Raw genomic sequence first — 22600 nt, 5'->3', positions numbered from 1 at the left:
CATGGCCGACACCTGGATATTCGAATTCAACGAATCTTGCGGACCCCGAAGCCATCATGAATGACGGCCGACGCTCCCGCAAGCGGCCGAACGGGGTCGTCCGTCCGGGCGGTGAAACAGCAGCTCAGCGCGGGTAGACCGCACCTCTCACCTAGTGATACGGACGTGGGTTCGATCCGGTTCACCGCAATTTCCCGCCCATTCTCAGGCCCGAGCGAACCAATGTGGCCTTCGGTGCGTCACACGCACCCAAGGCGGCCTTGGTTGCTCCATCCATGCCCCCGCCACCACCCTCAACGGAGGCGCTTCGCGCCGCAGTGCTGGTTCAACGCACCCAAGGCGGCCTTCGGTGCGTCTCACGCACCGAAGGCCGCCTTGGGGCGCTTGCGAAGGTCAGCCCAGCGAGCACGACCTCGCCAGCTCCGCCGGGGTCGCCCCGGCGGGCCGCGCGATCGTCGCCGAAACCGGGGGCCGCACCCCGTGCAGCCAGCCCGCCAGCGTGTCGAACGCCGTCCGGAAGCACGGGCCCAGCGGGCGGAGGCGGTCCGGGAAGGCGTCGACGAGCCCGTCGACGTGGTTGCCGCCCTCGACCCGGTAGTACCGGTGCAGCGCCCCGCGGCCCGCGGCCGTGATCATCCGGTCGTAGACGTCGGAGTCGCGGGTGATCGGCAGCAGCGTGTCGAGCGTGCCGTGCAGGGTCAGCAGCGGCTTGCCGATCCGCCCGGTCAGCGAGATCCGCTCGACCGCCCGAGCCACCGAAGCAGGCCGGGCGGCATACGCGTAGTCCGCGTCACACGACGGCGTTCCCGAGGCGCAGAACGGCGTTCCGGCCTCGAGCGCACCGTCGAACGCCGGGTCGAGCTCCTCGCGGTAGATCCGCTGGGTCAGGTCCCAGTACACGCGGTAGTGGTAGTCCCACAGGAATTCCGAGCCCGGCGCGAAGCCCGCGTCCAAAATGGACTGGTGGGCGGCCGCCGATCCGGCCGCGTACGCCGGGTAAGCGCGCAGCGCCGGCGGCAGGAAGGTCAGCAGGTTCGGCCCGTCGGCCCGCCACAGCGTGCCCTCCCAGTCGACGCCGCCGTCGTAGAGCCACGGCCGGTTCTCCAGCTGCCACCGCACGAGGTACCCGCCGTTGGACAGCCCGGCCGCGAGGGTCTTCGTGACCGGACGGCCGTAGTGCCGGGCCGCCGCGGCCCGCGCGGCGAGCGTCAGCTGCGTGACGCGCGAGTTCCACTCCGCCGGCGCGTCGCCCGGCCGGACGCCGTCGGTGTAGAAGGCCGCGCCGGTGTTGCCCTTGTCGGTCGCGGCGAACGCGTAGCCCTCCGCGAGCGCCTGGTCCCCGATCGCGCGGTCGTTCGCGTACTGGCGCCGGACGCCGGGCGAGCCGGAGACGACCAGGCCGCCGTTCCACCGGTCCGGCAGGCGCAGCACGAACTGGGCGTCGTGGTTCCAGCCGTTGTTCGCGTTCGCCGTCGACGTGTCCGGGAAGTAGCCGTCGACCTGCACGCCGGGCACCGCGCCGAACGTCGGCAGCCCCGCCGACGTCAGCCCGGCCCAGTCCGCCTCGACGGTGTGCCCGGACGCGAGCGTGCCGGTCGTCGTCAGGTCGTCCAGGCACACGGCCACGGACTTCTCGGCACCGGGCACGTTCGCGGTGCAGCGCCCGGCCGAAGCCGACGCCGACGCGGGCAGCGCCGCCGCGAGCGCTCCCGCCAGAACCAGAACCAGCCAACTCCGCACGGTTCACCTCCACCTTCTTCGATGGACCGAACCCAAGCGCGTGCGCCCGGCGGAAGCCATCCCGGTGGCCACCACTAATCGGCGGGCCGATGTGGTGCGCGGCCACATGGTCTCCGGCCGGGCGGCCGTCTTAGCGTCACTGGGGACCCTCTCAACGACGAGAAGGAACTCACCATGCGCAAGCTCGCCTTCGCCGGCCTCGCCGCGATCACCGCCGCCGTGCTGACCACCGTCGGGGTGGCCGCCGCCGACCCGCCGCCTTCGTCCCTCGTGCAGATTTCGTCCTTCGGCGCCAATCCCGGTGCCCTGGCGATGTACACCTACACCCCCGCCGGGCTCGAGACCGGCCGCCCGGTGGTCGTCGCGCTGCACGGCTGCACGCAGAGCGCCGCGGACTACTACGCCCACTCCGGCTGGCCCGAACTGGCCGACCGCTGGCGGTTCGAGGTCGTGTTCCCGCAGCAGTCGACCGCGAACAACTCGTCGAAGTGCTTCAACTGGTTCTCCACCGCCGACGACACCCGCGGCAACGGCGAAGCGGCGTCCGTCAAGTCCATGGTGGACAAGGCGGTCGGCGACCACGGCTCGGACCGCTCCCGGGTGTTCGTCACCGGGTTGTCGGCCGGTGGCGCCATGACCGCCGACCTGCTCGCGGCCTACCCGGACGTCTTCGCCGCGGGCGGGATCGACTCCGGGCTGCCCGCCCAGTGCGCGACGAGCATCGTCGAGGCGACGAACTGCCAGCAGAACGACCAGCACCTGACCCCGGCGCAGTGGGCGGCGAAGGTCAAGGCGCAGTACCCCGGCTACGGCGGCCCGTGGCCGCGGGTGGCGATCTGGCAGGGCACCGCCGACTACACGGTCTACCCGGTCAACGGCACCGAACTGCGCGACCAGTGGACCGCGGTGAACGGCGTCTCCCAGACGCCGACGAGCACGCAGTCCCTGCCCGGCGGCACGACGCTGACCAGCTACGCCGACCGGGTGCAGCTGTACTCCATCGCGGGCATGGGCCACGGCACCGCGGTCGACCCGGGCACCGGCACGACGCAGTGCGGCAGCACCGGTGCGTACTTCCTCGCCGGGATCTGCTCCAGCTACTACACGGGCGTGTTCTTCGGACTGGACAAGGGATCGGGCACCACGACCACACCGCCGCCGACCAGCACTACAACGACGTCCACGACCACGACACCGGCCGGGACGTGCGTGAGCGCGAGCAACTACGCCCACACGCAGGCCGGCCGCGCGCACCAGAGCGGCGGGCAGACGTACGCGAACGGTTCGAACCAGGCGATGGGGCTGTGGAACACGTTCACGGTCCACGCACTGCGGGAGACGTCCCCGGGCTACTGGGTCCTGGCCGACGGGCAGTGTTAGGACCTTCAGGGGATGCCTGGACAGCCGCGCGGCCCAACGGTGCTGGGCCGCGCGGCGCCGGGACTTTGCCGCGCGCTCGCCGTTCTGTACCGTGCCACTGCCCGGAGCACGAATTTTGCCGGTGCAGCAAGGAAGATCCACTGGGGAAGGGTTGTGGTCGTGCGGAGAACGGTCGCGTTCCTGGTCGTCGTCATGGCCGCGCTGCTGGTACCGGGGACGCCGGCGTGGGCGTCGCTGCAGTGGCACATCGAGCCGACGGCACTGCCCGCCGACCCCACGGGCTCCGCACTCGGCGCGGTTTCGTGCGTCTCGGCCGATTTCTGCATGGCGGTCGGCAAGAAGCAGGAAGGGCAGGTCGCCGGTCTCGCCGAGGTGTACACCGGCGGCAGCTGGCTGTTGTCGCCGCTGCCGAACGTCGCCGGAGACACCCACCTGAGCGATGTTTCCTGCACGTCGGCCACCGCCTGCACGGCGGTCGGCTACGCCGTTGCCGGCGGGGCAGCCACCCCGCTGGCCATGCGCTGGGACGGCACCGCGTGGGCGCGCCAGACCCTGCCGGTGATCGCCGGCGGCGAGCTGTACGGGGTGTCCTGCGTCGCCGGCTTCACCTGGTGCCTGGGTGTCGGCCGGTCCACCGCCGGTGCCGTGGCTCTGCTGTGGAACGGCACCACGTGGGCGCCGACGACCGTGCCCGGCACCGCCGCCGGTGACCAGCTGACCGGCGTGTCGTGCACCCAGCGCGGCGCCTGTACCGCCGTCGGCCGCAACGCCGCGTCGCAACCCCTGATCGAACGCTGGAGCGGCGGCGGCACCTGGACCGCCCAGCCGGGCGCGCACAGCAACGACGGGCTCAGCCGGGTCTCCTGCACCTCGGCCACCTTCTGCGTCGCGGCCGGGTACTTCGTGTCCTCGTACCTCGGCGCCGACATCGAAACCTGGAACGGCACCGCCTGGGCCACTTCGTTCACCGGCCAGTACTTCCGGCTGGACGGCGTCTCCTGCGTCAGCGCGACGAACTGCATGGCCGTCGGCTCGACGCAGAACAGCCCGCTCACGCCGGTCGCCTACCGGTGGGACGGCAGCAGCTGGACCGCGACCGCCGCCCCCGTGCCGTCCGGCAGCACCCTCACCGTCTTCACCGGGGTCAGCTGCCCGGCCACCACCGTGTGCCGGGCCGTCGGCTACTGGCGGCCGAACCAGGACCCGGACGACAGCAGGCCGCTGGCCGAACGCTGGAGCTGACCGCTACCCGCGCGGTGTGCCGAGCCGGTGCAGCCGCAGGGCCAGCTGGATCTCCAGCGCGCGGTCCGGCGCCTGCCAGTCCTCCCCCAGCAGCGACGCCACCCGCTCCAGCCGTTGCACCACCGTGTTCACGTGGACGTGCAGCACGTCCTTCGTGCGCGCGAGCTGCGAACCGTTCGCGAAGTACGCCCGGAGCGTGGCCACCAGCTCGGTGCCGCGGCGCTCGTCGTAGTCCAGGACCGGGCCCAGGGTCTGGCGGACGAACGCGTCCAGGTCCGCGCGGTCGCCGAGCAGCTGGCCCAGGAAACCCAGCCCCGCCATCGCCGCACCCTCGCCGGTGCGGCCCAGCGCCAGCAGCGCCCGGACGCAGCGGGCCGCTTCCGCGTGGGCGTCCGCGATCGCCGACGGGCCGCTCGCCGGGCCCGCCGCGCCCACCGTGACCGGGCGGCCGGTGGCCGAGCCGAGGTCGGCCGCGACGCGGCGGGCCAGCTCGTCCGGGTCGCCCGTCGCCAGCAGGACGACCTCCTCGGCGTGCACACCCACCAGCGTCGCGTGCCGGGCGGCCGCGCTCGCCACGCGCCGGCGCGAGCCGCCGTCCGCGTGGGCGACCAGGACCGCGTGCGGGGCCGACAGGTCGATCCCCAGCCGGCGCCCGCGCGCCAGGAGTGCGCGTGGGTTGCGGCCGGGCGCGGTGAGCAGGTCGGTCAGCAGCTCGCCGCGGACCTCGTCCTCCGCGCGCACCACCGATCGCCGCAGCATCAGCAGCAACGCCGTCACGACGCCGGCGCGTTCGAACAGCCGCCGGTCGGGCTCGCTGAGCCCCGCCCGGCCGGCCAGCACCAGGCTGCCGAGCAGTTCCGGGCCGGCCTGCACCGCGCACACCCAGCTGTCCGATGTGGACACCGCCCGCCCGCCGGCGCGGGCCGCGGCGAGCGCGTCCGGGTCGAGCGCCACCGGTGCCGACGAACTCGCCAGGAGCGTGCCGTCCGCGTCGTACACCGTGAGGTCGCCGTGCAGCACGGCCGCCACCGCGTCGGCGACGTCCGGGAGGTCGCCGCCGCGCAGGACGAGGTCGGTCAGCCGATCGTGGGCGTCCTCGGCGCGTTCCATCGTCGCGTTGGCCTCGTTGAGCTCGGCGACCGCGCGGCGGGTCTGGTCGAGCAGGTTCGCGCTGTCCAGGGCGATCGCCGCGTGGTCGGCCAGCGACGACAACAGCGCCACCTCGTCGGCGGAGAACTCCCGGGCCGAGCGGTCGGACGCGAACAGCACGCCGAGCACCTTCGGGCCGATGGCGAGCGGGACGCCGAGGATGGCCGTCAGGCCTTCGTCTTCGACCCCGGAGTCGATGTGGCGCGTGTGCTTGAACCGGTCGTCGTGGAAGTAGTCCGAGGTCGCGTACGGCCGCGCGGTCTGCGCGACCAGCCCGCCGAGGCCCTCCCCCATGCCCAGCACGATCTGCTGGAACTCCGCCGAAACCGACCCGTCGCTGACCCGGATGTAGGTCTTGCCTTCGGCCTCGTTGTTGAGGCTCAGGTAGGAGACGTCGACGCCGAGCAGCGCCCGCGCCCGCCGGACGATCGACCGCAGCACGGTGTCCGGGTCGGACAGCCCGGCGAGCTCGCTCGCGGTCTCGAACAACGCGGTGAGCTGGGCTTCCCGCCGCCGGTGCTCGGCCAGGGTCTCGCGGATCCGCAGGGCCAGCTCGCCCGCGCTGGCCAGCGCGGCCAGGTCGGCCGGGCCGAGGGCGCCTTCGGCGCGGGCGGCCACGACGACGTGCGCCAGCTGCTCGGTGCTCGCCCCGGAGGCGAGCAGGTCGAGCAGCCGGCGCAGCGCGTCCGAGGGTGCGGTCACGGCGGTCATGCTAGGGCGAAACGGTCGCCGCTTCCGCCTCGACGTCGTCGTGCAGCGATTCGCCGCGGGTTTCGCGGGCGGACAGCAGCGCGACCACGGTGATCACGCACATCGCGGCGACGTACAGGGAGACCGGTACGGTGCTGTGCCACGCCGAGAACAACGCGACGGCGATCAGCGGCGCGACGGCCCCGGCCGCGATGGACGACAGCTGCCCGCCGACCGAAAGGCCGGTGTAGCGCACCCGGGTCGGGAACTGCTCGGCGAAGAAGGCGGCCTGCGGGCCGTACATCGCGCCGTGCAGCACCAGCCCGACGGTCGCGGCCAGCACGATCACCGGCGACGACTTCGTGTCCAGCAGGGCGAAGAACGCGAAGCCCCACAGCGCCATCCCGATCGCGCCGAACAGGTAGACCGGACGCCGTCCGACGCGGTCGGACAGCGCGCCCCACAGCGGGATCGTCACGAAGTGCACGGCCGAGCCGATGAGCACCGCGGTCAGGCCGACGCCCTTCGGCAAGTGCAGCCCGGTCGTGACGTACACCAGGATGAACGCGGTGATCACGTAGTACGAGACGTTCTCGGCCATCCGCGCGCCGATCGTGACGAGCACCTGGCGCCAGCTGTTGCGGAAGACGTCGACGACCGGGACGTGCTTTTCGGCCCGCGCTTCGGCCTGCCGCTGGGCGGCGAGGAACACCGGCGATTCGGCGACGGCCAGCCGGATCCACAGCCCGATCAGCAGCAGCACGCCCGAGAGCAGGAACGGGACGCGCCAGCCCCAGGACAGGAAGGCCGCGTCCGACTGCGTCGCCGACAGGATCGCGAGGACGGCGGTGGCCAGGAGGTTGCCGCCGGGCGCGCCGCACTGCGGCCAGCTCGCCCAGTAGCCGCGACGGCGGTCGTCGCCGTGTTCGGAGACGATCAGGACGGCCCCGCCCCACTCCCCGCCGAGCGCGAAGCCCTGGATGAGGCGCAGCAGCGTGAGCAGCAGCGGTGCCGCGACGCCGGCGCTCGCGTACGTCGGCAGGACGCCCATCAGGCACGTCGAGCCGCCCATCAGGACGAGGCTGACGACCAGCAGCTTCTTCCGGCCGAGCCGGTCACCGAAGTGGCCGAAGACGAGACCGCCGATCGGGCGGGCGAGGAACCCGACGGCGTAGGTCAGGAACGCCAGCAGCGTGCCGGTGAGCGGATCCGCCGTCGGGAAGAACAGCTTGTTGAAGACGAGGGCGGCGGCGGAGGTGTAGAGGAAGAAGTCGTACCACTCGATGGTGGTGCCGATCAGGCTCGCGCCGACGATCTTGGCGATCGCCGACCGGTGGGGTTGGCTCACTGCGGGCTCCACTTCCTTGTGGTTGTGCGGCGGGTTCGGCGGGTGGTTAGGCGGCGGTCCAGCCGCCGTCGAGCGGGATGGAGGCCCCGGTGATGTGGCCGGCGTGCGGCGAGCACAGCCACACCACCAGGGAAGCGACGTCTTCGGGTTCGATGAGCTTCTTGATCGCGGCCCGCTTGAGGAGCACCTCGGCGACGACGTCCTCACGCGGGATGTCGTGCTCGGCGGCCTGGGCGTCGATCTGGCCGTCGACGAGCGGCGTGCGGACGTAACCCGGGTTCACGCAGTTGCTGGTGACGCCGTGCTCGGCCCCTTCGAGCGCGGCGACCTTCGAAAGGCCTTCGAGCCCGTGCTTCGCGGCGACATAAGCGGATTTGAAGGCGGAGGCGCGCAGCCCGTGGACGCTCGACATGTTGACGATCCGCCCCCACCCCCGGGCGTACATGGCGGGCAGCGTGTGCCGGATGAGCAGGAAGGGAGCGGTCACCATCAGGGACTGGATGTGGGTGAACCGCTCCGGCGGGAAGTCCTGGATGGCCGCGACGTGCTGGACGCCGGCGTTGTTGACCAGGACGTCGACTTCGGCGGGCAGGGCGTCGATGGCGGCGGGATCGCTGAGGTCGGCAACGTGCGCCCAGCCCCCGACCTCGCCGGCGGCGGCTTCGGTGCGGTGTTCGTCGATGTCGACGACGTGCACCTTGGCCCCGGCCGCGGCGAGGGCGCGGACGCAGGCGAGGCCGATGCCGCTCGCACCCCCGGTGACGAGGGCGGTACGCCCGTCCAGATCGCTGGTCATGGACGGGAACGGTAAGCGTGACGCCGGTCGCTAGCTATGTGTGCGGAAGCTACACCTCAGGAAGATCCAGTGTGTTCGGGTGACATAGGACCGAGAGGAGGGCATCCCACGATCGGGTGGAGATTTCGAGGGTGCCGCCGGAGCGGTCCTTGGTGTCGCGGACTTTTGCCGCAGGTCCGAGCGCCACCTCGACGCACTTGTCTTGAGTCGCGCTGTAGCTGGACTTCCGCCAGTTCATACTGCCTCTCCCAAGTCGGCGATCACCTCCCGGATGAACTCGCCGCTCTCGTGCTCGTCCATCGCCAGCGCCGCCGTGTTCTTCGCCGCCGCGCGGTAACTGGCCACCTGATCGTCATCGTAGAGGTAGGCGCTCGCCCGGTAGAGCTCCACGAAGACAATGGCCGGGAGCGCATCGAACTCGAGCACACCGAAGTTGTGGGCGATCACCTGCGCGCTGGCCCGCACGGGGAGCACCTGAAGCCGGATGTTCCGCCGCATCGAAACGTGCAGGAGGTGCTGAAGCTGCTCCGCCATCACCGACGCACCGCCAACCGCCGCTCGCAGAGCGCCCTCGCCGACCACCACGTGGTAATCGAGCGGGTGGTACCTCCCCAGCACTTCCCGCCGCGCCATCCGCGCATGCACGACCCGGTCGACCTGATCAGGCTGCTCCTGGTCACTCAGCAACGCCCGGATGTAGTCCGGGGTCTGGAAAAGTCCCGGGATCACCGCGGGTTCCCAATCGAAGATCGCGGTTGCCGCGCGCTCGTGCTCGGCGTAGCTCGAAACACTCCGCGCCACACCGGGCACCCGCTTCTCCAGCCAGCTCACCTCGTGGGCCGAGCGGGCCAGGTCTAGCAACCGTTTCCGCTCCTCCGGCTCCACGACCAGCGCCCCCATCAGCAGCGCCACCTGCTCCACCTTGGGGATCCGCTTCCCGTACTCCCAGTTGGACAGTTCCTGCGCATGCACGCCGATCTTCCGGGCCAGCTGCCGCACGCCGAGGTTCCGCGCCTCCCGGCAGGTGCGCAGCCCGAACCCGAGCGCGCGGGCCCGGGGTGTCGCGAAGGGTGTTGCCATGAGCGCATTGTGTCACCGGGGTCCGACAATTCCGCCGCCCCGCCCGCCCGCTGGTGTCGCGGATCCGCGTCAGGTTCGCTGCTGGTCATGGACCCGGACCACGCCCTTTTGACCCGTCTTCGCGACCTCGCCGAAACCCTCCCGGGCGACCTCGCCTGGCTGACCGGCCCGCCCCTGCGCGCGGACGGCCTGCGCGACCTCGGCGAGCGCCTGAGCTGCCTCGGCGCGGACCTGATCAGCCGCGCGGGCGTCCTCGACGAGATCGCCGCCGCCCGCCTGCCCGCCCACGGCTGGATCCCCGAGTGCGGCCCGGAGCCCCGCCGCCGGCTCACCCACTACGTCGGCCGCGGCGAGGTGCGCCTCGGCCTGATCTACTTCGCGAGCTGCGGCGCGGGCTGCTTTCCCTTCTACGGCACCGATCCCGCGGGCAAGACCGAGCGGCACGAGCGGTGCGAGAAGTGCGTCGAGGAGGCGTACCGGCTCATGAGCGTTCCGCCAGCACCGCGAGATAGTGCGCGTTCGTCATGATCCCGAAGACGTTCCCGAACGGATCGACGACCGACGCCGTCACGAACCCCGGCCCCCGCTCGGTGATCGGCTCGTACTCCTTCGCGCCCAGCTCCAGCAGGCGCGCGAAAGTCGCTTCGAGGTCGTCGACGTGCCAGAAGACGATCTCGCCGCCCGGCCCGTCCGGCGCCGCGGGGGCGTACTGACGGTCGATGATGCCCAGTTCGTGCCGGTAGTCGCCGATCCGGAACTCCGAGTACCCCGGCACGTCGAAGTACGGCTCCAGGCCGAGGAACGCGGTGTACCAGGCCTTCGCGGCGGCGTGGTCCTCGGCGTAGTAGGTGACGGTGGCCATTCCTCGCAGCATGTCCTGCTCCTCTCAACGGGTGGGCTCAGCATGCGGAGGAAAAGTGCTCATCCAGTGACTACTTTGTTTGCGACACTGGCCCCATGCGCGCCGACCGTCTCGTGGCCACCCTCCTGCTGATGCAGACGCGCGGCCGCGTCACGGCGGCCGAACTGGCGGCCGAGCTGGAAATCTCCGTCGCCACGGCCCGCCGTGACCTCGAAGCGCTCTCGGCCGCCGGGGTGCCGGTCTACCCGCAGCCGGGGCGCGGCGGCGGCTGGCAGCTCGTCGGCGGCGCGCGCACCGACCTCTCCGGCCTGAGCGCCCGCGAAGCCCAGGCGCTCTTCCTCCTGGCGGGCCCAGCCGCGGCGGGCGCGCCGGAGGTCAAGTCGGCCCTGCGGAAGCTGATGGGTGCGCTGCCCGGCACGTTCCGGGCGGACGCCGAGGCGGCGGCGGACGCGGTCGTCGTCGACCAGACGGGCTGGGGTGAGCGCCCGAAGGCGCAGCCGCCGATGGTCTCCTTGCTGCGGGATGCCGTCATCGCGCGGCAGCGGGTACGCCTCACCTACTCCGGGCGCGAGCAGTCCGAGCGGCTCGTGGACCCGTGGGGCCTGGTCGACAAAGACGACGTCTGGTACCTGGTCGCGGGGACGGCGAAGGGGCGTCGCACGTTCCGCGTCGACCGGATCGTCTCGGCCACCCCGACCGGCGAGCCCGCGGACCGGCCGTCGGACCTCGAACTCGCGGCGGTGTGGCAGGACGTCGTCGAGGAGGTGGAGAAGCGCCGCTCGCTGCTCAGCGCGGTCGTCGTGCTCGACCGACGGCACTTCGGGGTGCTCCGCGACCGGTTCGGCCGGCACTGCGAACTGCTCGCCGAACTGCCCGGGAACCGGGTTCGCGCGCGGGTCGCCGCGCCGGCGCCGGTCATGATCGCCCAGGAGCTGGCCGGCTGGGGTGCGCTGGTCGAGGTGGAGGGCCCGGAGCCGGTGCGGGCCGAGCTGGCCCGGCTCGGCGCGGAGCTGGTCGCTCGCTACGGAACGTGATCATCAACCGCGCGCTCGCTTGACACCTTTTGTCGCAAATGCCCCATCCGGCGGCCCGGCGTGGCCGGCTCCGACGACGCGCCCTGCACAACTCCCCGGTCGATCGCGTCGAACGACCCGCTCGCCACAATGCCTGATCAACGCCGTTGATCAGTCTACAGTGGACTCTCCGTGGACCTACTCGGAGTGTCCGTTACCCACCGGTATCTGGCCGTTCGGAGTATCCTTAATCACCCGTTTGCTGCTATTGTGACGCCTCCGTGACCTGAACGTGCGTTCGGTGACACTTCGGTGAGGGCAGACAATGCGTGACGATGTGGTCGAAGCGAGTGCCGTGGTCGGGCACCCGCCGGACGTGGTCTGGCAGATCGTCGGATCGCCGGAGTGGTATTCGCGGTTCGTGCCGGAGATCAGCTGGTGCGAGATCCAGGAGCCGGCCGCGCGCGGGCGCGGCCCGAAGGGCGCGATCCGGATCGTCCCCGCGCGGGGACCGATGCTGGAGACGCAGATGCAGGCCGTCGTCCACCGGCCGGGCGAGCACGTCGTGTGGTGCGGGGTCCCCGACGAGGGCACCTGGGTCTCGCTGGAACTGAGACCGCTGGCGGGCGGCAAGACCGAGCTGTTCGTGCGGATGATGCTGCCGCCGGCGCACCTGGACCTGGTCTCGTCGATCAAGAAGGACGTCCGCGCCCTCGCCCGGCGCCTCGACCTGCACCTGGCCGGGAAAGCCGACCCCGACGCCGACGGCGAAGCCAGCAAGGCCACCAAGCTGCGCACCACGAGCATCCTGCTGCGCGCCGGTGTGCTGAGCGCCGGGCGGCCGGACAAGCTGGCGCGCCAGCTGAACTCCCTCGCGCAGTGGGGCGCCACGGTCGCGGGCGGCTACCAGGCCGCGGCGGCCCGCGTCCCGGACGAGCCCGCCCTGCACGACGAGCGCAACCTCCGCACCTTCCGCCAGGTCCAGGAGCGCAGTGACCGGCTCGCCAACGCGCTGAGCGAGCTCGGCGTCGTCGAACGCGACCGGATCGCGCTGATGTGCCGCAACCACGCGGCGATGATCGAGTCGTTCGTCGCCGCCAGCAAGCTCGGGGCCGACGTCATCCTGCTGAACACCGGCCTGTCCGCCGCCTCGGTCAAGGACGTCCTCGCCGAGCACCAGCCGTCCGCCGTGCTGGCCGACGACGAGTTCGCGCAGACCATCGCGAACGTGCCCGGCGACTTCGCGCGGATCAGCACCTGGCCGGACGCCGACGCCGGATACCCGACCGTCGACGAGCTGATCGCCGCCGCACCCGCCGACCGCCCGAAGCCGGTCGAGCGGCCCGGCCGGCTGATCGTGCTGACCTCCGGCACCACCGGGACGCCGAAGGGCGCCCGCCGTCCCACGCCGAAGGGTCTCGGCACGGCCGCGGCGATCCTCGACCGGATCCCGCTGCGCGCCGGCGACCGGCTGCTGGTCGCGGCGCCGCTGTTCCACACGTGGGGTCTCGCCGCGATGCAGATCGGCATGGCGCTGCGGGCGTCGCTCGCGCTGACCCGCAAGTTCGACGCCGAAGAGACGTTGCGGACGATCGCCGAGCAGAGGTGCGACGCGCTGTTCGCCGTGCCGATCATGCTGCAGCGGATCATGGACCTGCCCGAGCGGATCCGCTCGCGCTACGACCTGTCGTCGCTGCGGATCGTGGCCAGCAGCGGCTCGGCGATGTCCGGGTCGTTCGTGACGTCGTTCATGGACACCTTCGGCGACGTCCTCTACAACTTCTACGGCTCGACCGAGGTGTCCTGGGCGAGCATCGCGGACCCGGCCGACCTGCGCGCGGCCCCGACGACGGCCGGCCGCTGCCCGCTCGGCACCCGGCTGGCGATCCTGGACGAGGACCGCAAGCCGGTCCCGCCGGGCGGCGAAGGCCAGATCTTCGTCGGCAACGACATGCTGTTCGAGGGCTACACGAGCGGCACCGACCCGGCCCGCGCGGCGGACATGATGGCCAGCGGCGACGTCGGCTACCTGGACGCGGCGGGCCGCCTGTTCGTCACCGGCCGGGCCGACGAGATGATCGTCTCGGGCGGCGAAAACGTGTTCCCGCGGCCGGTCGAGGAGGCGCTGGTCGCGCTGCCGGGAGTGCACGACGCGGCGGTGGTCGGCGTGGCGGACGCGGAATGGGGTCAGCGCCTGGCGGCGTACGTCGTCCCGCGCCGGGGCGCGTCCCTGCACGCGGAGGACATCCGCCAGTACATCCACCAGCGCCTGGCCCGGTTCGCGGTGCCGCGGGACGTGTATTTCGTCCCCGACCTCCCGCGGAACGCGACGGGCAAGATCCTCAAGCGCCTCCTGCACGACGACACCTGGCCGGCGACCAGCGAGTACTGATGCCCGAGCACACCCCGGACGGCCGGTACATCATCGTGAAGGGCCGCCGCTGGCGCGCGACGGACCCCGAAATCCCCGACGACGTCCGAGACCGCCTGCAGAAGCACCTGATGGCCGCTCGGCGCGTGCAGGACCGGGCGCGCACCCAGATCGCGAAGGTGGCGTTGGGCGAACGCGGTGAGCCCTGGTGGGAGCAGTCGTCCGCCCAACGCCGGGCGCGGTGGGAACGCGGCCTCGCCGAGCTGGATCAGCCGACCGGCTGACGCAGTACGGTCTTGAGCTTGGCCGGTTCGGTCCGCCTCGGGTCGCCCAAGTAGACCTCGTGGTGCAGGCCGGTCAGCTTCAGCCCTTGCGCCACAACGTATTCGTCGTGCAGGCGGGCGAGGATCGGCCCCTCGTCGTCGTACGAGCCGATGTGGAGCGCCTGCGCGCACCGGCCCTCGTGCAGCTTCTCCAACCGCACCGGTGCGTCGAGTTTCTTCTTGCGCCGCACGGTTTCCCGGGCTTCCTCGACCGCGTCCTCGCCGATCCACGGCGGCTGCGCGATGAGCATCGTCCACTGCCAGGAATCCTTGGCGCGCACGGTGAAGGCCGTGTAGTCGTCCGCCCACCACAGCCCTTCCAACGGACCCACGACGAAGTCCTCACCGCGTTCCTTCGCCGCGAACTTGATCGTGTACGCGAAGGCGTAGAGCGCTTCGACGGCTTTCTTGTAGCTCTCCGCCGTGTTCGGGTTGCCGCGGCCGTCGATGGCGAGGAACCGCTGCTCGGGCACGTCGATCAGCGCCCAGTCCCGGTTCTTCGGGGCGTAGAGCTCCTTCAGTTCCTTCTTGATGTCGTACGGCATCAGATCATCCCTTCCAGCCACCGGGCTTCCGCCTCGAGCTGCGCGATGGAGTAGTCGAAGATCGCCCGGACGAACGGCGGGGCGTGCTTCTGGGCCTCGGCGGCCTGCCGGACCTCGGCCAGCCGTTCCGCGACCGCTTCGGCGCGCTGGGCCAGCGCCGCCGCCAGCCGTTCGGGTGAAATGGCCGGGCTGTTGGCCAGCCCGACCAGCACCGGTTGGTGCATCGGCCGCAACTGGGCGATGGCCACTTCCGCAGCCGCCGCACACGCTTGGCGGCCCGCTTCGGTGGCCGTGAACGTCTTCTTGGCCTTGGCGTGCGCCCGCTCCCCCTCGACCTCGGCGACCAGCCCGCGGTCGCGGAGTTTGCCCAGGACGTAGTAGATCGAGCTGAAGCCGAGCGCCGTCCAGTCGCGCATGCCGCGCTCCGAGACGACCTCGTCCAGCTCGTAGCCGTGCCTCGGCCGCTCGGCCACCAGGCCCAGCACCGTCAGTTCCGCGTCGGTCAGCACGCTCGTACTCTAGCACTAGAATACTCGGCTTCCGGAAATTGTCGGTGGGTGCTGGCATGCTTCACCTCGAACCGGAAAGCGAGGGAGAACAGTGGGGGGACAGGTGGTGACGGCGGTGCCGTGGACCGCGGAACGCGTGGCCGGGCTGGCGCCGGATCCCGCTTCGGAGAAGGCGGGCCGGGCGCTGGCCGCGCCGGCGAGGTGGTCGGGCGCGGGTGCGTCCGAAGACGCCGTGTGGGGCTTCTGCCAGGGCAGTGGCAAGAAGCCGTACCAGACGTGCGTCGAGCTCGCCGAGCCCGCGTTCCGGTGTTCCTGTCCCAGCCGGAAGTTCCCGTGCAAGCACGCACTGGGGCTGCTGTTGCTGTGGGCGGCGGGGCGCGTTTCCCCGGCCGAGGCACCCGAATGGGTGCACACGTGGCTGGCCGAGCGAGCCGACCGGGCCCGTCGCGCGGAGAAACGCGCGGAGGCGGCCGGCCCGAAGGACGAGGAGGCGGCCGCGCGGCGCGCTGCCGAGCGGGCGGCGCGCGTCGAAGGCGGCGTCGCGGAGCTGAAGGCCTGGCTCACCGACCGGATCGGCGCCGGGTTCGCGGGCTTCGAGCGCACCGGCGACGAGGAACTGCGCACGGTGGCCGCCCGGATGGTCGACGCCCAGGCACCGGGCCTCGCGGGCGGCCTGCGCCGAGCCGCGGGCGTCGTCGGCCGCCGCGACTGGCCGGAGACGCTGCTGGCCGAGCTCTCCCAGCTGTACTTGCTCGCGGACGCGGCCACGCGCCTGGAGTCGCTGCCGCCGGCGCTGGCGGAGACGGTGCGCACGCGGCTGGGGTTCTCGGTGGAGACGGCCCGCGTGCTGGAGAGCGGCGAGCGCGTCGCGGACGACTGGCTGATCACGGGCGCGGCGGACGAGGAGAACGACCGGCTGCTCACCCGCCGCACGTGGCTGCGCGGCCTCGCGACGGGCCGGGAGGCGCTGGTGCTGTCGTTCGCGCCACCGGGCCGTCCCCTGGACGGATCGTTGCCGCCGGGCCACCGGTTGACGGCGGAACTGGCGTTCTACCCGGGTGCGGCCCCGCTGCGAGCCCTGGTGGCCGAGCGCGGCATCCCCCTGGCGGCCCCGACGACCGAGGGCGGCTCGATTTCGGAGGCGCTGGCGAGGTTTTCGCAGGCGATGGCGGCGGACCCGTGGCTGGAGCGCTGGCCGGTGCTGCTGTCGGGCGTGACCCCGGCGGAGCACGCGGGCGGCTGGTGTCTGTCCGAAAAGGACGGAACGGCGATGCCGCTGGTCCCGTACGCGTTCCCGTGGTCGCTGCTGGCCCTGTCGGCAGGCCGCCCGTTGACGGTGGCGGGCGAGTGGAGCGCGGCGGGCTTGCGGCCGTTGACGTGCTGGCACGAAGGCCGGGCGGTGCGCCTGTGAACCACGCCTCGATGCACGGCCGCCCCGAGGGCCCGAGGCCGGAGGGTGTGGCAGGAGAGCCCGCGCCGGTGCACGTCCGTCGACCCGGGCCCAGCCAACTCAATCCACACACCCAGCCACCCATCAGCCGAGGCCGCAGGAGCGCCCCGCCGATCCATGCGCAGCCGCCCCAGCGCGCGACCGCTCTCTCAACCACCGCTCGCGCAACCCGGCCCCACCGACCCGCCTTCTCCAGCCGACTCCGCACCACCGTTCCGCCCTCCGTCCACCCACTCAGGAAGGCGGTGAAGCCGTGAAAGCCTGGGAAGATCTCGTCGGCACCGCCCTCCTCGGCACCCGGCGGCGCACCCTCGACCCCGCGGCCCAGCCACCCGCCGTCCGGGACCTCATCGCCGATCGGGCCGAACCCGCCGAGCAGCTGCTCGCCGCCGCGGCCGTGCTCGCCACCTACCGGCGGGCCGGACGGCAGCCGCTGCACGACGTGCGGCCACTTCCCGTCGCCGCCGCCGATGAACGCGCCTTCGTTCCTCCGCTCGCGCGGGAACGGCTCGGGCGGCTGCTCGCCGCCAGTCACCCCGATCTCCTGCTCGAGTGGCTGGGCATCGTCGCCGGCACCGAGTACCGCGTCCCGCCCGAAGCCCTGCCGCTGCTCGCCGAAGCCGCGCGCACCAAGGCCGCGCTGCGGGGGCCGCTCGTCGCCGTCGCCGGGCCGGTCGGGGCCTGGCTCGGGCAGCGGAACCCGGACTGGGCCTTCCTCGCCGCGCCCGCGAACGAAGCCGGGGACGTCTGGCAGTACGGCAGCCTCGCCCAGCGCCGCCGCTGGCTCGCCGGCAAACTCGCCGAAGACCCCGAGGCCGCCCGGGAAGCCCTCGCCGCCTCCTGGAAGACCGAACCCGCTGACGTCCGGGCCGACTTCCTCGGCGTACTCGCCGGGCACGTGCGGCCCCAGGACGAAGCCTTCCTCGAAGCCGCCCTCACCGACCGGGCCGCCGCCGTGCGCGAACAGGCCGCCGAGCTGCTCGGCCGGCTGCCGGGCACGCGCTACGGCGAAAGCATGGCCGAACGCCTTCGGCCACTGGTCCACCGCCGGAACCGGGTCCTCACCGTCGCCCTGCCGGCCGGCGAACGCGGCGACGGCACGGTCCGGCTGCGCACGCTCGTCGCGGCCGCGCCGCTGTCCTTCTGGGCCGAGTTCGGCCCGCCGGCCGAGGTCGTGCGGATGACCGTCGAAGGCTGCCCGGCCGCCGTGCTGCGGGACTCCTGGGCCACCGCGGCCCTGCGGCAGCGCGACGAAACCTGGGCGCAGGCCCTCATCGGCGCCGACCCCGGCGGGCGCACCACGCCACCGCTGCTCGGTGTGCTGAGCCCGGGGAGCCAGGCCGCCACCGTCGGGCACCTGATCGGCAGGCTGCCCGTCGAATCCTTCGCCCGGCTGGTGCACGAACTGCCCCGGCCGTGGACGAAGGAGCTCGGCACCGCCCTGCTCGACTGGATCGCCCGCCAGGACGACCACCGGCTGGTCTCGCACGCCGCCGTCGTGATCGCCCGCGCGGTCCCCGCCGCGTGCCTCCGCCACCCGCTCGCCACCACCCGCCTGACCATGGACGCCGGTCCGTGGCGCCGGGCGCTCACCGAAACGCTGAACTTCCGCCGCGAAATGTACGAGGAGCTCGCATGACCGCCCCCACCGTCCTCCGGCCGCACGCCGAACAGGACCACGCCGCCGAGCTCGCCGCGCTGGCCGCCGCCGACGAGCGGGCCAAGCCGCCGAACTGGAACCTCTCGCCGTGGGCCGTCGTCGAGTACCTGCTCGGCGGCACCCTGCCCGACGGCACCGTGATCACCCCGAAGTACGTCGGCCCGCGACGGTTGATCGAGGTCGCCGTCGCCACGCTGGCGACCGATCGCGCGCTGCTGCTGCTCGGCGTGCCCGGCACGGCGAAGACGTGGGTCTCGGAACACCTCTCGGCCGCCATCAGCGGGGATTCGACGTTGCTGGTGCAGGGCACCGCGGGTACGTCCGAGGAGTCGATCCGCTACGGCTGGAACTACGCCCGCCTGATCGCCGAGGGCCCGAGCGCCGCCGCGCTCGTCGAAAGCCCGGTGCTGCGCGCGATGCGCGACGGCAAGCTGGCCCGCCTCGAAGAGCTGACCCGCATCCCGGCCGACGTCCAGGACTCGCTGATCACCATCCTCTCCGAGAAGACCCTGCCAATCCCGGAGCTGGGCACCGAGGTGCAGGCGCGGCCCGGCTTCAACCTGATCGCGACGGCGAACAACCGCGACAAGGGCGTCAACGAGCTGTCGAGCGCGCTGCGGCGGCGGTTCAACACGGTCGTGCTGCCGCTGCCGGACAGCGCCGAGGCCGAAGTGGAGATCGTCAGCAGGCGGGTCGCCGAGCTCGGCGCGTCGCTGGAGCTGCCCGCCGAAGCCGCGGAGCTGGCCGAGATCCGCCGCGTCGTCACGGTGTTCCGCGAGCTGCGCTCGGGCCGCACCGAAGACGGCCGCACGGCGGTGAAGTCGCCGTCCGGCACGCTGTCGACCGCCGAGGCGATCAGCGTGCTCACCGGCGGGCTCGCCCTGGCCGCCCACTTCGGTGACGGCGTGCTGCGCCCGCACGACGTCGCGGCGGGCATCCACGGCGCGGTGGTCAAGGACCCGGTGGCCGACCGCGCGATCTGGCTCGAATACCTCGAGACCGTGGTGCGCGAGCGCAACGGCTGGGCCGACTTCTACCGGGCGGGCCAGGAGATCTCGTGACGGCCACCCACCTGCTCGGCATCCGCCACCACGGCCCGGGGTCCGCCCGGGCCGTGGCGACGCGGCTCGCCGAACTCGAACCGGACGTCGTGCTGATCGAAGGTCCACCGGAAGCCGACGCCCTGGTCGAGCTGACCGAAGACCCGGCGATGCAGCCTCCGGTCGCGCTGCTGGCGTACGCGACCGACGACGTCTCGCGCGCCGCGTTCTGGCCGTTCGCCGTCTTCAGCCCGGAGTGGCAGGCCCTCACCTACGCCCGCGAGGCCGGGATTCCGGTGCGGTTCTGCGACCTCCCGGCCGCGCACACGTTCGCCGCCCCGCCGGACGAGCACACCGGGCCGCCGGTCGATCCGCTGGCGCTGCTAGCCTCGGCAGGCGGTTACGACGACCCGGAACGCTGGTGGGACGACGTCGTCGAGTCGCGGCGGGACGCCGAAAGCCCGTTCGAGGTGATCGCCGAGGCGATGACGGCGGTGCGCGAGGACGAAAAACCGCCGCAGGGCAACGAAGCCCGCCGCGAGGCGTACATGCGGTCGGTGCTGCGCCGCACCCGCAAGGACGGTTTCGAGAACATCGCCGTCGTCTGCGGCGCCTGGCACGTGCCCGCGCTGGCCGACCCGCTGCCGCCGGCGTCGCACGACCAGGCCGTCCTCAAAGGACTGCCGAAGCGGAAGGTCGTGTGCACCTGGGTGCCGTGGACGCACGGACGGCTCGCGACGGCCAGCGGCTACGGGGCCGGCGTCCGGTCGCCCGGCTGGTACCACCACCTCTTCACGACGGCCGGCGACGTCACCGCGCGCTGGCTGACCCAGGTCGCCGCGGTGCTGCGGGAAGAGGACCTGCCGGTCTCGACCGCGCACGTCATCGAGGCGGTCCGCCTCGCCGAAACCCTCGCGACGCTGCGCGGCCGCTCGTCGGCGGGGCTCGCCGAGGTCACCGAGGCGACCCGATCGGTGCTGTGCGGCGGGGACGAGGTGCAGGTCGAGCTCGTCACCCGGCGGCTGGTGGTCGGCGAGCGGCTCGGCGAGGTCCCGGACAGCGTCCCGCAGCCGCCGCTGGCCGCGGACCTGACCGCGACGGCGAAACGCCTGCGGCTCAAGAAGGACCCGGTCGTCAAGGAACTCGACCTCGACCTGCGGACGCCGGGCGGGCTCGACCGGTCGAAGCTGCTGCACCGGCTGCGGATCCTCGGCATCGAGTGGGGCAGCCGGGAGGGGTCGGCGCGGCGGAACAAGGGCACCTTCCGCGAGACGTGGGCGCTGGCGTGGGAGCCGTCGTTCGAGGTCGACCTGGTCGCGGCGGCGGTGTACGGCACCACCGTGCCGTCGGCGGCCACGGCCGCGGTGCGCGGCACCGTCGAGGGCACACCGCCGCTGGACGAGGTCACCACGGCGGTCGAAAACTGCCTGCTCGCCGACCTGCCCGAGGCGTTGCCGGAGGCGCTCGCGGCGCTCGACGCCCGGGCGGCGGCGGACGCGGACGTCGCGCGGCTGATGTCCGCGCTGCCCGCGCTGGCCAGGGCGACGCGGTACGGGAACGTCCGCGGCACCGACACCGGGGCGCTGCGGGCGGTCGCCGACCGGATGCTGGACCGGATCTGCGCCGGCCTGCCCCCGGCCGCCCACGGCATCGACGACGACGCCGCGGCCCGGCTGGCCCAGCTCGTCGACGGCGTGCACGACGCGACCTCCCTGCTCGGCGACGAGCCGAAGGAACGCTGGCTGGCGGCGCTGGCCCGGCTGGCGGAACGGCCGTCGCTGCCCCCGCTGCTGGCCGGGCGGCTCACCCGGATCCTGCACGACGCCGGGCTGTTCGACGCGCTCGACATCGAACTGCGGCTGGGCCGGGCGCTCACGCCGGGCGTCGTCCCGTCCGCGGGCGCGGCGTACGTCGAGGGCTTCTTCGACGGCGGTGCACTGCTGCTGGTGCACGACGAGGGCCTGCTGCGGGTGATCGACGCGTGGCTGGCGGCGATCCCCGCCGACGTCTTCACCGAGGTGCTTCCGTTGTTACGCCGCACTTTCGGCGCGTTCAGCGGGCCCGAGAAGCGGGCGATCGGGCAGCGCGCGGCCGGGCTCCCCGGCGCCGCGCGAGTGGTGGCGGTGGCCGACGAACTGGACGAGGACCGGGCCGAGCGCGTGCTCCCGGTCCTGGCGACGCTGCTGGGGGTGGGAGTGTGACTGCCGATACCGACCGGGTGCGGCGCTGGCGGCTCGTGCTGGGCGGCGACGGCGCCGGGCCCGGCTCGGGGCTGGAGGACGCTCAGCTGTCCGATGAGGACAGTGGGGTGGACGCGGTGCTGGCCGCCCTCTACGACAAACCCGACGAAGAAGCCACGGGCGGGCCGCGCAGTGCGAACCTGGGCGCGTCCGCGCCGCGGGTCGCGCGCTGGCTGGGCGACATCCGGCGGTACTTCCCGAGCACCGTCGTGCAGGTGATGCAGCGCGACGCCGTCGACCGGCTCGGGCTCACCCGGATGCTGCTGGAGAAGGAGCTGCTGTCGGCGGTCGAGCCGGACGTCCACCTGGTCGGCACGCTGCTGTCGCTGAACGGCGTGCTGCCGGAGGAGACGAAGGAGACCGCGCGCGAGGTCGTCCGCAAGGTCGTCACCGAGCTGGAGGAACGGCTCGCCGAGCGCACCCGCGCGGCGATCCGGGGCGCGCTGGACAAGGCGTCGCGCACGCACCGGCCGCGCCCGGGCGACGTCGACTGGGCACGCACGATCCACGCCAACCTCAAGCACTACTCCCCCGACCTGCGCACGATCGTCCCGGAGAGGCTGATCGGCTTCGGACGGCGGCAGCAGGCGGTGCAGCGGGACGTGATCCTGGCCGTCGACCAGTCGGGCTCGATGGCGGAGTCGGTGGTGTACTCGGGGCTGTTCGGCGCGGTGCTGGCGTCGATGCGGGCGTTGAAGACGTCGTTCGTGGCGTTCGACACGGAGGTCGCGGACCTCACCGAGCACCTCGCCGACCCGGTCGACGTCCTGTTCGGCACCCAGCTCGGCGGCGGCACGGACATCAACCGCGCGATCGCGTACTGCCAGGGCCTGGTCGAGCGCCCGGAGCGGACGCTGCTGGTGCTGATCAGCGACCTCTACGAGGGCGGCGACGAAGAGGAGCTGCTGCACCGGATGGCGGAGCTGGCCGGCGCGGGGGTCCAGGTGGTGACGCTGCTGGCGCTTTCGGACTCGGGCGCGCCCTCGTACGACCACGAGAACGCGGCGGCCCTGGCCGAGCTGGGCATCCCGGCCTTCGCGTGCACCCCGGACCAGTTCCCGGACCTGATGGCCGCAGCCATCCGCGGCGACGACCTCCAGGGCTGGGTGGCCCGCGAGAGCAGCTGAGTTGCGGAATGAACTGACCGATCGGCGGTTGAGAG

Annotated in this window: 20 protein-coding genes; 11 read left to right on the top strand and 9 right to left on the bottom strand. The window is 72.5% G+C overall.

Features of this window, described 5'->3' with window-relative positions; genetic code table 11:
- Positions 1 to 393: 393 nt before the first annotated feature.
- Positions 394 to 1722: a tannase/feruloyl esterase family alpha/beta hydrolase gene (locus tag ACLJPY_RS41110; RefSeq protein WP_410596538.1), complete on the bottom strand. Its 1329-nt coding sequence runs from the start codon at positions 1720 to 1722 to the stop codon at positions 394 to 396.
- Between the two features lie 192 nt (positions 1723 to 1914).
- Here ACLJPY_RS41110 and ACLJPY_RS41105 point away from each other — a divergent pair, with 192 nt between their 5' ends.
- Positions 1915 to 3120 carry an alpha/beta hydrolase family esterase gene (locus ACLJPY_RS41105; protein WP_410596381.1) on the top strand — a complete coding sequence of 402 codons (1206 nt, stop codon included), beginning with the start codon at positions 1915 to 1917 and terminating at the stop codon, positions 3118 to 3120.
- Positions 3121 to 3279: 159 nt separating this feature from the next.
- Complete coding sequence (locus ACLJPY_RS41100; RefSeq protein ID WP_410596380.1) at positions 3280 to 4362, top strand: hypothetical protein; 1083 nt, start codon at positions 3280 to 3282, stop codon at positions 4360 to 4362.
- Between the two features lie 3 nt (positions 4363 to 4365).
- Here ACLJPY_RS41100 and ACLJPY_RS41095 read toward each other — a convergent pair whose 3' ends face one another.
- Genes ACLJPY_RS41095 through ACLJPY_RS41075 form a run of 5 tightly spaced genes read right to left on the bottom strand, consistent with a single transcriptional unit; the run spans position 4366 to position 9425 of the window.
- Positions 4366 to 6222 (bottom strand): helix-turn-helix domain-containing protein, encoded by a 1857-nt coding sequence (locus tag ACLJPY_RS41095; RefSeq protein WP_410596379.1) that lies wholly within the window; start codon positions 6220 to 6222, stop codon positions 4366 to 4368.
- A 1-nt stretch (position 6223) separates the two neighbouring features.
- Complete coding sequence (locus ACLJPY_RS41090; protein WP_410596378.1) at positions 6224 to 7549, bottom strand: MFS transporter; 1326 nt, start codon at positions 7547 to 7549, stop codon at positions 6224 to 6226.
- Positions 7550 to 7595: 46 nt separating this feature from the next.
- Positions 7596 to 8345, bottom strand: coding sequence for a 3-hydroxybutyrate dehydrogenase (locus ACLJPY_RS41085; protein ID WP_410596377.1), 750 nt, complete (start codon positions 8343 to 8345; stop codon positions 7596 to 7598).
- A 49-nt stretch (positions 8346 to 8394) separates the two neighbouring features.
- The gene (locus ACLJPY_RS41080) at positions 8395 to 8583 is read right to left on the bottom strand and encodes a DUF397 domain-containing protein (protein WP_410596376.1); all 189 of its coding nucleotides are present in this window, start codon (positions 8581 to 8583) and stop codon (positions 8395 to 8397) included.
- The gene (locus ACLJPY_RS41075; protein WP_410596375.1) at positions 8580 to 9425 is read right to left on the bottom strand and encodes a helix-turn-helix domain-containing protein; all 846 of its coding nucleotides are present in this window, start codon (positions 9423 to 9425) and stop codon (positions 8580 to 8582) included. The genes ACLJPY_RS41080 and ACLJPY_RS41075 overlap by 4 nt, the downstream gene beginning before the upstream one ends.
- Before the next feature lie 87 nt (positions 9426 to 9512).
- Between ACLJPY_RS41075 and ACLJPY_RS41070 the strand changes: the two genes are divergently transcribed.
- Positions 9513 to 9953: a hypothetical protein gene (locus tag ACLJPY_RS41070; protein WP_410596374.1), complete on the top strand. Its 441-nt coding sequence runs from the start codon at positions 9513 to 9515 to the stop codon at positions 9951 to 9953.
- Here ACLJPY_RS41070 and ACLJPY_RS41065 read toward each other — a convergent pair.
- A complete protein-coding gene (locus tag ACLJPY_RS41065) occupies positions 9907 to 10299 on the bottom strand; it encodes a VOC family protein (RefSeq protein WP_410596373.1) in 393 nt (130 codons plus the stop codon). The two genes, ACLJPY_RS41070 and ACLJPY_RS41065, sit on opposite strands and share 47 nt — an antisense overlap.
- 83 nt (positions 10300 to 10382) lie before the next feature.
- Between ACLJPY_RS41065 and ACLJPY_RS41060 the strand changes: the two genes are divergently transcribed.
- The 3 genes from ACLJPY_RS41060 (at position 10383) to ACLJPY_RS41050 (ending at position 13955) form a co-directional block, all read left to right on the top strand.
- Complete coding sequence (locus ACLJPY_RS41060) at positions 10383 to 11321, top strand: helix-turn-helix transcriptional regulator (protein WP_410596372.1); 939 nt, start codon at positions 10383 to 10385, stop codon at positions 11319 to 11321.
- Between the two features lie 304 nt (positions 11322 to 11625).
- Positions 11626 to 13692, top strand: coding sequence for an AMP-binding protein (locus tag ACLJPY_RS41055; protein WP_410596371.1), 2067 nt, complete (start codon positions 11626 to 11628; stop codon positions 13690 to 13692).
- On the top strand, positions 13692 to 13955 hold the full coding sequence (locus ACLJPY_RS41050) for a hypothetical protein (RefSeq protein ID WP_410596370.1): 264 nt from the start codon (positions 13692 to 13694) through the stop codon (positions 13953 to 13955). The genes ACLJPY_RS41055 and ACLJPY_RS41050 overlap by 1 nt, the downstream gene beginning before the upstream one ends.
- On the opposite strand, the gene ACLJPY_RS41045 is transcribed toward ACLJPY_RS41050, so the two are convergent.
- Both ACLJPY_RS41045 and ACLJPY_RS41040 read right to left on the bottom strand, forming a co-directional pair.
- Positions 13940 to 14539 carry a GyrI-like domain-containing protein gene (locus tag ACLJPY_RS41045; protein ID WP_410596369.1) on the bottom strand — a complete coding sequence of 200 codons (600 nt, stop codon included), beginning with the start codon at positions 14537 to 14539 and terminating at the stop codon, positions 13940 to 13942. The two genes, ACLJPY_RS41050 and ACLJPY_RS41045, sit on opposite strands and share 16 nt — an antisense overlap.
- Positions 14539 to 15048 (bottom strand): PadR family transcriptional regulator, encoded by a 510-nt coding sequence (locus ACLJPY_RS41040; protein ID WP_410596368.1) that lies wholly within the window; start codon positions 15046 to 15048, stop codon positions 14539 to 14541. The genes ACLJPY_RS41045 and ACLJPY_RS41040 overlap by 1 nt, the downstream gene beginning before the upstream one ends.
- Positions 15049 to 15151: 103 nt before the next feature.
- Between ACLJPY_RS41040 and ACLJPY_RS41035 the strand changes: the two genes are divergently transcribed.
- From ACLJPY_RS41035 to ACLJPY_RS41015, 5 genes are all read left to right on the top strand, one after another.
- Positions 15152 to 16459, top strand: a complete 1308-nt coding sequence (locus tag ACLJPY_RS41035; protein WP_410596537.1) for an SWIM zinc finger family protein — start codon at positions 15152 to 15154, stop codon at positions 16457 to 16459.
- Between the two features lie 292 nt (positions 16460 to 16751).
- Positions 16752 to 18137, top strand: coding sequence for a DUF5691 domain-containing protein (locus ACLJPY_RS41030; RefSeq protein ID WP_410596367.1), 1386 nt, complete (start codon positions 16752 to 16754; stop codon positions 18135 to 18137).
- Complete coding sequence (locus ACLJPY_RS41025) at positions 18134 to 19219, top strand: ATP-binding protein (protein ID WP_410596366.1); 1086 nt, start codon at positions 18134 to 18136, stop codon at positions 19217 to 19219. Before ACLJPY_RS41030 ends, ACLJPY_RS41025 begins: the two co-directional genes overlap by 4 nt.
- Positions 19216 to 21399 (top strand): DUF5682 family protein, encoded by a 2184-nt coding sequence (locus ACLJPY_RS41020; protein WP_410596365.1) that lies wholly within the window; start codon positions 19216 to 19218, stop codon positions 21397 to 21399. Before ACLJPY_RS41025 ends, ACLJPY_RS41020 begins: the two co-directional genes overlap by 4 nt.
- Positions 21396 to 22565, top strand: a complete 1170-nt coding sequence (locus tag ACLJPY_RS41015) for a VWA domain-containing protein (protein ID WP_410596364.1) — start codon at positions 21396 to 21398, stop codon at positions 22563 to 22565. The genes ACLJPY_RS41020 and ACLJPY_RS41015 overlap by 4 nt, the downstream gene beginning before the upstream one ends.
- Positions 22566 to 22600: the final 35 nt, after the last annotated feature.

Source organism: Amycolatopsis sp. lyj-23, assembly GCF_046549135.1.
Taxonomy (GTDB): domain Bacteria; phylum Actinomycetota; class Actinomycetes; order Mycobacteriales; family Pseudonocardiaceae; genus Amycolatopsis.
This window is presented reverse-complemented; position numbering and strand designations above follow the sequence as displayed.

Bases quoted from the DNA above. Each gene is read 5' to 3' on its own strand.
- ACLJPY_RS41105 (WP_410596381.1), top strand. From the start codon at position 1,915: ATGCGCAAGCTCGCCTTCGCCGGCCTCGCCGCGATCACCGCCGCCGTG.
- ACLJPY_RS41095 (WP_410596379.1), bottom strand. From the start codon at position 6,222: ATGACCGCCGTGACCGCACCCTCGGACGCGCTGCGCCGGCTGCTCGAC.
- ACLJPY_RS41085 (WP_410596377.1), bottom strand. From the start codon at position 8,345: ATGACCAGCGATCTGGACGGGCGTACCGCCCTCGTCACCGGGGGTGCG.
- ACLJPY_RS41080 (WP_410596376.1), bottom strand. From the start codon at position 8,583: ATGAACTGGCGGAAGTCCAGCTACAGCGCGACTCAAGACAAGTGCGTC.
- ACLJPY_RS41075 (WP_410596375.1), bottom strand. From the start codon at position 9,425: ATGGCAACACCCTTCGCGACACCCCGGGCCCGCGCGCTCGGGTTCGGG.
- ACLJPY_RS41070 (WP_410596374.1), top strand. From the start codon at position 9,513: ATGGACCCGGACCACGCCCTTTTGACCCGTCTTCGCGACCTCGCCGAA.
- ACLJPY_RS41065 (WP_410596373.1), bottom strand. From the start codon at position 10,299: ATGCTGCGAGGAATGGCCACCGTCACCTACTACGCCGAGGACCACGCC.
- ACLJPY_RS41060 (WP_410596372.1), top strand. From the start codon at position 10,383: ATGCGCGCCGACCGTCTCGTGGCCACCCTCCTGCTGATGCAGACGCGC.
- ACLJPY_RS41055 (WP_410596371.1), top strand. From the start codon at position 11,626: ATGCGTGACGATGTGGTCGAAGCGAGTGCCGTGGTCGGGCACCCGCCG.
- ACLJPY_RS41050 (WP_410596370.1), top strand. From the start codon at position 13,692: ATGCCCGAGCACACCCCGGACGGCCGGTACATCATCGTGAAGGGCCGC.
- ACLJPY_RS41045 (WP_410596369.1), bottom strand. From the start codon at position 14,539: ATGCCGTACGACATCAAGAAGGAACTGAAGGAGCTCTACGCCCCGAAG.
- ACLJPY_RS41025 (WP_410596366.1), top strand. From the start codon at position 18,134: ATGACCGCCCCCACCGTCCTCCGGCCGCACGCCGAACAGGACCACGCC.